7 protein-coding genes, 1 pseudogene and 1 other annotated feature are annotated in these 12,763 nt (G+C 59.8%); of the genes and pseudogenes, 4 read left to right on the forward strand and 4 right to left on the reverse strand.

All coding sequences use genetic code 11. The annotated features are described in order from the left end of the window. Window positions 1-40: 40 nt before the first annotated feature. Window positions 41-3,091 (reverse strand): hypothetical protein, encoded by a 3,051-nt coding sequence (locus AC2YJX_RS05810; protein ID WP_487255508.1) that lies wholly within the window; start codon window positions 3,089-3,091, stop codon window positions 41-43. A gap of 196 nt (window positions 3,092-3,287) precedes the next feature. On the opposite strand from AC2YJX_RS05810, the pseudogene AC2YJX_RS05815 reads away from it, so the two are divergent. The 3 genes and pseudogenes from AC2YJX_RS05815 to AC2YJX_RS05825 form a co-directional block, all read left to right on the forward strand. After that, a pseudogene (locus AC2YJX_RS05815) lies at window positions 3,288-3,580 on the forward strand (hypothetical protein); the annotation flags it as partial. Between the two features lie 929 nt (window positions 3,581-4,509). Beyond that, window positions 4,510-5,307, forward strand: coding sequence for an IPTL-CTERM sorting domain-containing protein (locus AC2YJX_RS05820; protein WP_487255509.1), 798 nt, complete (start codon window positions 4,510-4,512; stop codon window positions 5,305-5,307). 39 nt (window positions 5,308-5,346) lie between these two features. Beyond that, on the forward strand, window positions 5,347-5,949 hold the full coding sequence (locus AC2YJX_RS05825; protein ID WP_487255510.1) for a hypothetical protein: 603 nt from the start codon (window positions 5,347-5,349) through the stop codon (window positions 5,947-5,949). Between the two features lie 34 nt (window positions 5,950-5,983). Here the strand turns inward: AC2YJX_RS05825 and AC2YJX_RS05830 are convergent, their stop codons facing one another. Together AC2YJX_RS05830 and AC2YJX_RS05835 are read right to left on the reverse strand one after the other, a co-directional pair. Continuing rightward, entirely contained in the window at window positions 5,984-7,231 is a 1,248-nt protein-coding gene (locus AC2YJX_RS05830) for an EAL domain-containing response regulator (RefSeq protein WP_228896838.1), read from the reverse strand. Next, window positions 7,228-10,200 carry an MASE4 domain-containing protein gene (locus AC2YJX_RS05835; RefSeq protein ID WP_487255511.1) on the reverse strand — a complete coding sequence of 991 codons (2,973 nt, stop codon included), beginning with the start codon at window positions 10,198-10,200 and terminating at the stop codon, window positions 7,228-7,230. Before AC2YJX_RS05835 ends, AC2YJX_RS05830 begins: the two co-directional genes overlap by 4 nt. 248 nt (window positions 10,201-10,448) lie before the next feature. On the opposite strand from AC2YJX_RS05835, the gene AC2YJX_RS05840 reads away from it, so the two are divergent. Beyond that, window positions 10,449-11,680 (forward strand): IS3 family transposase gene (locus tag AC2YJX_RS05840; RefSeq protein WP_487255512.1). Its coding sequence is split into 2 segments (ribosomal slippage): window positions 10,449-10,737 and window positions 10,737-11,680, totalling 1,233 coding nucleotides; the frame shifts between segments, so codons are not numbered across the junction. Further along, window positions 10,727-10,843, forward strand: a sequence feature (AL1L pseudoknot). (Overlaps the previous gene by 117 nt.) A gap of 196 nt (window positions 11,681-11,876) precedes the next feature. Here the strand turns inward: AC2YJX_RS05840 and AC2YJX_RS05845 are convergent. Then, window positions 11,877-12,626, reverse strand: coding sequence for a hypothetical protein (locus AC2YJX_RS05845; protein ID WP_487255513.1), 750 nt, complete (start codon window positions 12,624-12,626; stop codon window positions 11,877-11,879). Between the last annotated feature and the right edge of the window lie 137 nt (window positions 12,627-12,763).

The following is a 12,763-nucleotide window of genomic DNA, read 5'->3' on the forward strand; positions in this document are numbered from 1 at the left end:
CCTGTGCGGCGCTCAATGGTTGAAATCGGGGAGAGGCAGGTCAGGCGAAACGGGTGCCTGTGGATTGGGCGATCACGCGGAAGTACACCAGCACGGCAGACACATCCTTGAGATCCAGCCCCGAATTCATGTCCTTGGCGGAAGGATCCTCGGAAACCGTCAGCGTCCATTGGCCGAAAAGGCCGATGGCGTCGAGGAACGGATCCTTCAGGTTGCCCGTGTCGCCCGCGCCCAGATCGCTGTTGTCCAGCGCGTCCGCCAGGGTGACCACCTGATGTGTGATGCCTGTTTCGCGCAACGGGTGACGAAAGACATGGGCTGTTCCCGATCCGTCCTGTATGGCGCTTTGGCCGGCGCTGCGGATGCCCACGTGCAAGTGCGCTCCGCCGCAGGTGTTGGGGTCTTCCGAAGCCGCGGTGCGTGCCCCGATGACGCGCGGTTGAACATGGGTGACGCGCATGTTGCGAAAGAACGAAGCGTTCTCTACCACCACTACCGACGGATCGCTCGACGGCGATGGCGAAGCATGGAAGGACAGCACCCCGGTCTGGCGGAACGCATCGAGCAGAGGACCCTTGTCGATGCGCGCCACGAGGACGCCGCGTTGACGGGCGGATTCGGGGATGGGACGCAACGCCGACGGCTGGCCTTCACGGTACGCGTCGATGGCGTCCAGGGATTGCGCGAACTGTTCCTTGATGTTTTCGACGCTGCCTTGCTGGCTCTGTCCACCGCTCAGCCACAACGCCGGGTTGGAGGCGTCCAGGGCGGGCGCTGCGGCGCCAAGCGTGAGGTAGCTCATCTTGCGCCGGACCTTGTCGGACATCTCCAGCAGCTGCACGACGTTCTGGTGGTAGAGCTCGCCCACATAGCCGGCCGCGTCCATCCACTCGGGGGTGGTCAGCGATGGCTTGTCGGCAAGGAGGGTCTGGCGTTCGCGCGCTTCCTGCGCCGCGGCGGTGGCCTGGACCAGACGCAGGACTGCATTGGTGTAAAGCATGCGCGCCGTGCCCTTGTCGAGCAGTGCGCGGCGAAACGCGGCGATCGCCGTGTCCACCTTGCCGACGGCGTCCTTGCCCAAGGCCTGCGTGAGGCTGTCGACCTCCTTCTGGAGCAGGCCGATGTCCGAGAGCAGATGCCGGGTCGTGTCGGTTAGCGCAGGCGGGTTGCCGGTGAACAGTTCCTTGCGCGCGGCGCCCGCCAGATCGGTGTCCACCGCCGACACCTTGGTGATGACCATGCCCTTCTGGACGGTCTTGCCTGCGTCGTCGGTCAGGGTATTGAGGCTGCTCTCAATGAGCTTGCCACCCTGCAGCGCACCCATGAGCGCGATCGATACCGGGCCGCCCGCTTCGACGAACAGGCACTGCGCGGCCGCGTCGATGACACTGCTCAAGGTGCACTGGCTGAAATGGTGTTCGACCTTGGTCTTGAACTCCTTGAGCGTTTGCTTGAGCACATCGGCCTGTGCCTCGAAGGCTCGATCAGCCGTGCGCGCTGCTGACTCCAGTGTCGGCAGTTCCGCCATGCAGCCTTTGACCGTGGCTTCGTTGACGGCGAGGGTGGCCTTGACCGCCGCCATGGCCGCATCCCGCGCAGCGACGGCCTTGTCGACGGCCAGTTCCTCCGCCGCCAGGGCGCGCACGTGCTGCTCCAGGTCGGTGGTGCGTGCCATGGCCCTGTCGAATGCGTCTTTCAAGGTCGACCAGCTCAGCATGGGGACCGCATTGACGTCCTCCCCGAAGTAGGTCTGGACCTGATTGTGTCTGCGCAGCAGGGCGCCAACCTGCCGATAGAGCGCGGCCTTGCGGCGGGTTTCAAGGGGTGCTGACATGGGCGTGTCAGCGAAGGGCGCGAGGATGTGTTCGAGCCATCCCAGGAGTTCCCCATTGGCTTTCCAGCTGTGCGGAAAGACGGGACTGCCATCCGGTTTTGCGGTCAAGGGATCCATCAAGTAGCGGCGGACCGCGGTCTGAATGGCCTTGCGCAGGAACAATGCGCTCCAGGGCTCGGTGCCGATCGACGCAGGGGAAATGCGCTCGATACGGCCGCCCTCCGGTGGTTCGGCCGGCGGCGCCGGATCGCCGCCTAGTTCAGGGCGAATCGCACCTGTGTGATCGAAGTAGCGGCCGGGCTCTCCAGATTTTCCTTCCGGACCTGCGCGGTTCTCCACCTTCACGACACCCGTCACCTCTCCCCAACGGGTCAGGATGGTTCCGCCCTTGCCGCCGGGACCACCTCTGCCACCGGTGCCAGGGCGCGGACGTGGTGGGGCGGCGTGGCCGAACATGCCGGGTTCAGCGCTCATAGCATGGACGGATTGCCCCACACACCCGCCGTGGCCGGCGCCGCCTCTTGCGACTAGACGCAGCCCCTTGCCCTTGGCGATGTGCACACGGCTGGCGACCAAGGACAAGCTGCCCCCGGGCAAGCCCTCGGCACCAACGGGCAAGCGGCTCATGGCGGCGGCATCTAGTGCGGCCTTGAGGGCGGGGCTCATGTCTTCGCCCGTCCGCAACGCTCGCGCTAACACGTCGCCGTCCAGGCCGTTCCCTCCAAAGCTTCCATCCAGGCTCATCACCTGGTAGGGAGGAAAGCTTGTCCAGTGGAACTGCTTTTCCTTCACGGTAACCCACACGGCCGCGTGATCAGGGGGAAGGGCGTCGGGATCGGGAGAGACGTCGATCATCGCGCCCTCCGCGCCCACCTCCAGACTCTTGCACCGTAGCGTGATGCTGCCGCCGGGTACCCGGATCGTGCCGATCAGGCGAACGTTGATGGCTTCGATGACGAGATCGGATCCGGAGGCGACGGTGTGAGCCCATTGGCCGATCTCGGCCGCATCGCCCTGACAAAGCACGAGTTCGTCGAGCGCCGAAAAAATGAAGTCGGTTGGACGGGAAGTGAGATTGTCTTTGGTCGGGGTGCCAGGAACCCGAACTCGATAGAAGGCAAGATCGACGTTGGAAAGCAGCGTGCCGGAGCGGGGCTCACTCGTGGTAGGGAGGAACGGCGAAGTGGACAGCAGAGGACGCATTTCAAACCCTTGGTCAATGTTGGAATGGCACCGGCCGGTGATACCACGGTGCATCAGCAAGACCTCTGTCGGCGTGCATAGCATCGGACACTGCAAAGTCTAGGGAGCGCCTTCTCTCGCAACAATCACGGAAATTGAGTAGATGGGCGGTGCGTTGCATGCAATGGCTCGGCACCAGGTCCTCTGATGAGCAGGCGCTCACATGGCTGCGCGAGCGCTGGCTGAATGACGATGCAGGACTAGAGGAGATCGAGGTTGGCGGGAATTCCACCACGATGCCGCCTTAAGCATCGCGGCCTACGGGTTCCTGATGGCTGAACGCCTCGTCGCCGACAAGTCTGTCGGCGCCAAAAAAACATCATCGAACGCCATGTGCCTGCCTTTCCCAAGGGTTACGTCCCCCGCGGCAGTCCTACGCGCGCAGTGCTCCTTGGGCACCCGCGCCAAGGTTGCCAACACGACTTTCCCATGCGGCTCGACGAGTTTTTCCGTCGAGCTCGGCTATCAGAATGCGCACTGGACCTCGTGTTGCGGCACTGTTGATTTCCATACAACCGTAACCCACCGGGGATGCGGACAAAAACTTGGACTACCTGAAAGTAGTTCATGTATTCCTACGAAGACCGAATCCGAGCCGTTGAGCTCTCCTGCCCATTGTTCGCGCTCGTCGGCAAGTTGCGGCCGTCAAGAGCTTTTTTCAGAAGGTGATCAGGATGGCCACGCAGGAAGGCAAAAGTCAGTTGGGCTCCTTGCGGCACAGGCAGTAGATGAACTTCTGAACCGTGCCAAACGGAGTGTGGTGTTCCTCGCGCTCCTGCTGCAAAAGCGTGAATGGGACACCGAACTCTGCATGCAATCCATCTGCGCTGTACCGCATGACCGGTAAGCCACTGCACTTGTCAGGACCGTCCTCTGCGAATGTTGCCACGATGACATGCCCACCAGGCTTAACTGCGCGCAAGACAGCCTGAACATAGGTCTCCCGTTCTGCTGGCGAAGTGAGGAAATGAAAAACTGCTCTGTCATGCCAGACGTCATAGGCATGACGTGGAGCTCCACACGGGTGATGTCGCCCACCAGCCAGGAGGCGCCATCTGCGCGTTGGTCCAGACGCGACTTGGATGCAGTCAGTGCCGCCTCGGATAAGTCAAGAACCGTGACGTTCGTGTATCCCTCATTGAGGAGGTCATCCACCAGAGTCGAGGCGCCCCCTCCAACGTCGATGATTCCGGCGTTCCGGGCGAGGCCAGTCTGACGGACCAACTGAACGGGCTGCTGAGCATGCTCTTGAAACCAGCTCACACCAGAGGTGGCCTTTGTCGAATACACCTGTTCCCAATGGTCCTTGGACTGCATGCCAACTTCATGCGCATCCTAGCAACTGCTGGTGTCAGGAATATACCGGCTTCACTTTGCCAACGCAGTCAAGATGGGTTGGCCAACCGCTTACAGAAAGAGGGCTCGTATAACGCATGGAACGATTGGACCATGTCAAGTGCAAGGCCACATCCGGGGCGGATGTAGGTACTATGGAGCACTTTTCAAATATGCAGAGAGGGGTCCCGATGAAAGAGTGCCTAAAGAACTGGCTCGCGGCGCTTGTGCTGCTGTGCACTGCGGCGGTGGCCCATGCGCAGCCCACGACCTACGTGGCAACCGCGACGGGTAACTACACCCTGCTCATCAATTTCACGCTCTGTGTTACAGGTCCCTGTCAGAACTTCAATACAGGCATAGGCGCATCAGGCTCGTTCACAACGTCCGCCCCGCTAGCGGCCAATCTCGCTGGCGCGAACATCGCGCCCCTGGTCACGGCCTTCAGCTTCTCGGATGGGATCCACACATATTCCAGCGCCGACCCGGCTGCCCGCATCTTTCTTTTTAACGTATCCACCAACGCCTCCGGCGCCATCACCACCACGGATATCCGGATTCAGCGCTGGCTGACCGGCACCTCTCCCCATATGCCAGGTGATCGGCATTCCTGGATCTTTTTCCAGGCAACAGGAGAAGTTGATCACAATGCGCAGTGCCTTGCCGTCGCCCCCTCGCCTGCGGGTGTACCGGACTCGTGCACTCTCGTACTGGCCGGCGACACCAGCCGGTCGCTTGCATTTGGTTCTGCTCGGGTCTGGTCTATAGCGGCGGCCCCGGCGGCCACCTCCGTGCCTACCCTGTCCGAATGGGGCTTGATCCTGTTGGTTGCCTTGATGGCATTGGCCGCCTTTGTGACGCCGCTTCACCGTTTCAAAGGCGAACAACGGGGTTAGGTGTTCGCGCTCCTAGGAGCAGATTGACGCAGGCGCACAATGAATCGCAGCATCTGGGAGCTTCTAAAGATCCCTAACCCGGCGGAGCAAATGCAGACGCCATTGCAAACCACGGCTCACGCACCGGACCACGGAGCAGCATATCTTTTTGCGAACTGCTCTCAAGCCATCGTCTTGACGACGGGCGTATTGGTAATCGTGAGCCTCAAGGAACTGGGACCGACCGGTGCTTTGCACAGTTCGAGGCTGACCGTTCAGGTGACCGCATTGGCAAATCTTGCCAGTGAAGTTGCGGAGACTGCCGGGCGTGCCCTGAAATTGACGCTCTCCGCCTTGCCAAGTGCGGCCAAAACCGCCCTACCTACCTCTGATGTAGATAGTCTTGAGGAGATTCAGCGCATTGGAGAGGTCTATTCCACTTTGCTGAAGGCTGTTGCCTTGGAGACCAAGCATGCTGCGGGCCTGCAGGAGCTGAAGGTGCACGACAACCGGGACGGGAATACCGGCCCAGGTGCGTTCACGCCTGACGCGGCCGAAATTGAAGCTGCGATCCAAACCCTCTCCCGACACGCTCTCGCTCTTGAACTACGGTTGGAAGACTTTGAAACTCGATTTCGCAACACAACGTGCTCCCTGTGGTAACCGTGGCCCCGGTCAGACCGCAAATGTCAACGGACTAGATCGAAAAGTTGCCTGGCCCAACTGAAGCCCTCCCCAAAAGCTCGGCTTCCCAGCGGTGAGGCCATTCGGCTGCCCACTCAGCAACGCGTTCTGCTGGCATGGGACGTGCGATGAAGTAGCCCTGAGCCAGATCGCACCCGGCGCTCTGCAAAAAGAACCAGTCCGCAGCATCTTCGACCCCCTCTGCGACGACCTCCATGTTGAGCTCCTTGGCGAGCCTCAAACTCGCCAAAAGAATGGCACGCAGCGTTTCGTTGTGATGGGCGCCATGGACAAAGCTGCGATCAATCTTGAGCTCGTCGAACGGCACGTCCCGAAGTTGCGCCAAAGAGGAATGGCCAGTGCCGAAATCGTCGATGGAAAGCTTGAACCGGCGCAGGCGAAGGCGCGTCAGGATCTCCAGGGGAGCGCGCAGGTCCTTCATCAATTGGCTCTCCGTCACCTCGAGAACTATGGACTGAGGCGCTATGCCGGCACTGGCAGCGGCCGAAGTCATCTGCTCAGGAAACTCCAGCGCATTGAGGCTATCCATCGAGACATTGACGGCCACCTTTAGCTGCAGCCCCGCGCGCGCCCACCCTGCGCAATCCCGGAGCGCCTGCCCCAGTACCACCTGGGTAAGGGCATCAATGAGGCCATTGCCCTCGGCGACGCCAATGAACTGGTCCGGAAACACCATTCCGTCCTGCGGATGGCGCCAGCGCACCAAGGTTTCCACGCCCGCCATTTCTCCCGTGGAAACATGCACCTTTGGCTGATAGTAGTTGGTCAGTTCGCCCGCTCGAATGGCCTCGGCCAGTCGCTCAGCCCCATAGCCCTGGCTTCTGTGATGATGCGCCACCCCAGCTGGCGGTACCCACCGCTCGACAAGCTGAAACAGAGCCTGCGGCGACACTGGCTTGTGCAAACTGCCCAGCACTTCAATGTGATGGGCCTGCACAAGTGTCCGTGCGGATTGCAGGGTCCGCTCGTCTTCTCCACTGACGAGAATCAGACTCCCGACATACCCATGCTCCACCAGCTTGCGCACGAATTCCAAGCCGTCCATCCCAGGCATGTTCAAGTCGCACAGGATCAGGTGGGGGACTCGTGAAGCCTGATCAACTTCATTCAACGCGGCCAGCCCGGTATCGCAAGTGGTGACGTTGGTAAATCCCAGTTTGGCGAGCAAGTGCGTCATTAGCTTGAGCATGAAGGACTCGTCATCGAGCACCAGAATGCGGATGGCGGAGTTGGCAATCATGATGTAGCGTCCTTTGGCCCATCAGCGGACAAGAGCTCTGAAAGGTGCTGGTCAACAACCCGCATTTCGCGACTGAACAGATCAAACCCGACGATCAGGGTTTCGATCTGCCCAGCCCCTCCGGCCCTTTCCATATCGGCGCAAATCTCTCCCAACTCGACCGCCCCCACAGATCGCGCTGCCGATTTGAGTTTGTGGGCGGCCGATGCGGTTTGTGTGGCGTTGCGAGCGCGAAATGCGTGCTCCACCTCCTGCGCGATGCGCGCCGCGCTACTGCGAAAGGTTTGGAGAAACTCGCGTATGAGTTCGGGGTCGTCCCCGACCAGACTGCGCAGGACTTCGACGTCTACCGGTCCCTTGGGGGCTATCGGCGTGCCGTGGGGCGGTCCTCCGCGGAGTGACGAGACCGGCTCCAGCTTGGGAAGCCAGCGCTCCAGGAGCTCTTGCAACTCGGACAGGGGCGCGGGTTTGCTCATGTAGTCGTCCATGCCCGCATCCCTGCAGCGCTGCGCTTCGGTCCTCAACGCGTTCGCTGTGAGTGCCAGTATGCGCACGGGCGCGGGAGGACGTTCTCCAGCCGCCAAGCTAGCGTTCAGCCGTTCCTGTTCCTCCGCACGGATGACCGAGGTGAGCTGGTAGCCGTCCATTCCAGGCATGTGCAGATCCGTCACGATCAATTCATAGTCTCCCGTCCGCCAACGTTTCAGAGCCTGCAGGCCATCGCTTGCCAGATCCGCAGTCAGTCCCAGCAAAGACAGCTGTTGCATGATGACTTTCTGATTGATGTCGTTGTCCTCGACCACCAGGATCAGGCGGCGCTGGCGCCGCGCCTCTTCGCGTGACAACAGGGGTTGCGCGCCTGGATAGCGCATGGGCGCCGGCGTGCATGCGTCGTCGTGGTAGGAAATACGGCCTACTGCAATTCCTACGGCATGCAGTAGAGCGCTGCGCGTCAATACGTTGCCATCAATGGAGACCTTGTCCGCGTCAAACTGCTGTGGATAGCGATGAGGCCCATGGCCAATCACTACGAAACAGGGGGTCAGCCCGGGATTGGCGCGGGCGATTTCCCGCAGGCTCTCCAGCGTGGGCGGATTCTCCGCCTCTGCATTGACGATCCAAACCCAGGGCCCCGGGGCCAACGTTGGAACCAATTGCCTGGCATCGTCTAGGCTTTCCACGTGCTTCGTACTCGCTCCCGCCTTGTTCAGGTACACGGCGAGGTCCCCCGACAGCGTCTTCCCATTCCCGATGATCAGACAGGACAAACCCTCAACCATCGACGAAAGGGCGTCGTCCGGCTCCTCGGCAAGTGCAACGCAGGTGAATGGCACGCGTAGCAGGAAAGTCGAACCCTCGCCCAGCGTGCTGGTTACGGAAATGCTGCCGCCCATGCGTTGGGCCAAGTTGCTGGAGATGACCAGCCCCAGCCCTGTGCCACCAAAGCGCCGCGTTGTCGATACATCCGCCTGAGTGAATGCAGTAAAGATCTGGGCAAGGGTGGCCTCGCTCATGCCAATTCCGTTGTCGATGACCTGAAACTCCAGCTCCACCTGCCGGTGGTCCCCGCTCGCCAGCAAGGCACGCACCGCCACCTTTCCTGCTACTCGACCGCCGGCGGAAAATTTGATCGCGTTGTTGATCAGGTTGATCAGGATCTGGCGCAACCGAAGGGCGTCTCCGAACACCATTGGTGGTATGTCTGGATCGGTAAAAAGTGTGAGCTCGACCCCCTGCTTTTCCGCGAGACGATTGAGCATGGCGCAGACCTTCTCAACCACCTCGCCAACGGCCATCGGCTCACTTTCCACGTCTAGATGACCAGCCTCGATCTTCGAGAAATCCAGAATGTCCTCAATGATGCTCAAGAGCGAGAAAGCTGATTCTCGAATCAGGTCGACCATAGCGATCTGCGGGCTTTTGAGACTGGAACGTGCAAGCACGTCAATCATGCCTATAACCCCGTTCATCGGCGTACGAATCTCATGGCTCATGACCGCTAGGAAGTTGGACTTGGCTTGCGCCGCAGCATCGGCGGCGTTCCGAGCCAGTTCCAGTTCTGCGCTCCGCTGGCGCTCGCGCACGTTCGCCTTCGCCAGTTCTGCGTAGAGTCGGCTGATCTCAAGCAGCAAGACCACAAGCACGAAAGAGGAGGCCATCAAACCGTATATGCGGCCACCATAAAAGCCGACATCGAAGCGAGCACCATTCAAGACTGCGGCCAGCGCGATGTCCAGCACCCAGGCCACCAGCGTCACCATCAACCACAGGTCGAGCACGCTGCGCGCTCTACGCCACAGGAAAAGCAATGCCAGCAATGACAAGAACCAAGTGCAGACGGCCACCTTGAACTTGCTCGAAGCATCTTGGTTGCCCTTCATGATCGCAGGCAAAGAGTCGTGACCAGCAGTGGTGAAAAATACCAGAGCTGCGGCAAGCGCCAAGGCCCCCAGAACGGCGCCAAGTATCCCGCCGCGTGCGGACCCTCGTCCCACCTCCACGGGCACGGCCTCGCGATCCTTCAACCATGCGTACGCGAGTACGAATAAGGGGAACCCGCCGTGCCACAGAAAATACAGCCAGGCCGTGGTTTGCGGCCCCGCACCCAGTGCTCCAGTAGGTGAGAACAAGCCAGGGAAGCTCAGTCCATGCGCTACGGCCATTGATGCGCAAAAGAGGTAGCCAGTACCCAGAACGAGTAGAGCACGGGAGCGCAAAAAAGCGTACTGCCCCATTAATAAAACCGCAGTGATCAGGTCATTGGTAATCAGCGCGGTCTGGTAAACCGGAATAAACGCACTTACTTGGGGCAGTGCCACACGCGCAAACGGAGCAAGCGCTAAGAAAATCAGGACAGATACACACAAGGCTGCCCAGGCCATCCGGCGATGACGTTTGTCTGCCGCCAATGTGGACAGATACGCCGAACGACTACTTGAAGGGGTATTCAGAGAAAGCACGATGGGCATCGCAACCCTCCCCTAGCATCGATTCCAGCACTGCGTACTCCCGATGGGGGCTGAGGGCTTGTCCTGTTGGATCGAATCAGCTTAGTGCATGAGCTTGAGTCGGGCAAGGAAAAATGCGTTGAGTGGGCAACTTCGTATGCTGGGAATGCTTGCTTCGCAAGACAACCGCCGAATGTAACCAAATGCGCGTGACAGTGCTGAATCGCCCCGGTTTTTGAGGAGGCTCAACACTCTGAGAGGATTGAGCCATGAAGAAGACGAACAAGTTCTCGCCTGAGGTGCGTGAGCGCGCGGTGAGGATGGTGCAGGAGCAGCGCGGGGAGTACCCATCCCTGTGGGCTGCCATCGAATCCATTGCCCCCAAGATTGGCTGCGTGCCGCAGACCCTGAACCAGTGGGTCAAGCGTGCCGAAGTTGATGCAGGCACGCGAGAAGGCGTCACCACAGCCGAAGCCCAGCGGGTCAAGGAGCTGGAACGCGAGGTCAAAGAATTGCGCCGAGCCAACGAGATATTGAAGCTGGCCAGCGCGTTTTTCGCCCAGGCGGAGCTCGACCGCCGGCTCAAGTCTTGAGGGCCTTTATCGACCAGCAGCGCAATGCTTTCGGGGTCGAGCCGCTCTGCAAGGTCTTGCAGGTTGCCCCGTCAGCGTATCGGCGCCACGCCGCGCTGGTGCGCGAGCCTCACAAACGCTGCGCTAGAGCGAAACGCGACGAATTGCTGATGCCGCAGATTCAACGAGTCTGGCAGGCCAACATGCAGGTTTATGGCGCCGACAAGGTATGGCGGCAACTAGCGCGCGAAGGCGTGACCGTGGCCCGCTGCGCGGTAGAGCGTCTGATGCGCAGCACGGGACTGCGTGGTGTGATGCGCGGCAAGGCCGTACGAACCACCGTCAGTGATGGCAAAGCACCATGTCCATTGGACCGGGTCAACCGGCAGTTCCGGGCCGAGAGGCCGAACCAGTTGTGGGTGAGCGACTTCACTTACGTTTCGACTTGGCAAGGCTGGCTGTACGTAGCCTTCGTCATCGATGTGTTTGCCAGGCGCATCGTTGGGTGGCGTGTGAGCAGTTCAATGCGCACGGACTTTGTTCTCGACGCCCTGGAGCAAGCCCTCTATGCCCGTCAGCCTGAGCGCGATGGCAGTTTGGTTTGTCACTCCGATAGAGGCTCGCAATACGTCAGCATTCGCTACACCGAGCGACAGGCGGAAGCTGGCATCGAGCCTTCGGTGGGCCGCAAGGGCGACAGCTACGACAACGCCCTGGCCGAGACCATCAACGGCCTGTACAAGGCCGAACTGATTCACCGCCGGGCTCCATGGAAAACCAAGGAAGCAGTCGAGTTCGCCACGCTCGAATGGGTATCGTGGTTCAACCACCATCGCCTGCTCGAACCCATCGGGTACATCCCACCTGCTGAGGCTGAGGCAAACTACTACCGGCAACTCGCCAGTCAGGCCACTGTGGAAGTGGGCTGACTTAAACCAAACAGCCTCCGCAGAAACCGGGGCGATTCAGGTTGCAGTCGTACGCTTCGCGTTCGCGAATGAGTACTATCGGCCAGAAGCTAACTGTGGCGGCGGATGAAAGCGGATGCTCAATGTTTTCCATCGGAAGTTGTCTGAGGGCATGGCGCTTGTGACGTCGCCTCGATGGAATGGCTAGATTTCTGTTTTAGACCCACAGGACCTCAAATACCTTTTGATTGGCTGCGAGACTTCCTACTTTTCGCCAAACACTTTCAGCCGCTGGGACTACCTCGCCTGCACCCAGTCGACTTGCGAATACGGCAAATGCATCTGGCTCAGACGTGGAGACGATGACGACTCCCTGAATAGCAAGCTCTTCATCCTCCGTTCCGGCGCGGCTAAGGAAAACACGTTCGACGCCCGGAAGACCGAGTAGTAGTTGGAACGCTTCGGTGAGTTCCGCGCGCGGAATGCGCTCTTCAAGATTCGGAGCGAATGCAGCGTCCGCATCTGGGTGACAAAGAAAATCCTGTACCGTCATCAGCGGGAGACCTAGCGCACCTGGGTTCCCCCATCTGTCGATCATGCCGTGCACAAGTTGAGAGACACGACCAGACCACCCTTTTGCGAGGTCCCTCATGTCAATGACAATCGACTCGCCATGCACTGTTGAAATAGTAGATTTCTTACTTCCATCGCCGTGTTTACTTGAACAGGCAGAGACCTCCTTCCAAGCGATCCTCAAGTTACTTTGAGAACCGGAGACATACATGGCGTCCGAGGTGAAATAGTACTTGGACTTGTAGATGGCATACACGCGCTCGTGAGGCTGCAGTCCGATGGGAACTGCGGTTGTTCCTTCCGAAAAGACCTGGCAAAAAGCGCCGCGTCCTTCGTTGGCTTCCATCTGAAACATCCTTGCGATAAAGGCTCTTGGATCGTCGACGAGTGCCATAAGAAAATTTAGAGTAATTGCAACCGCAAAACTGACTGAATAAATTGAGTCGTTCAAGATATTCTGAACAATGATGCCTCTCGGAAGCGGCTTGATCAATCACCGCTTTGGGGAATGGGGCCCAGTGTCGACTCAGG

The sequence above is a fragment of the Acidovorax sp. SRI_002 genome, assembly GCF_057586455.1.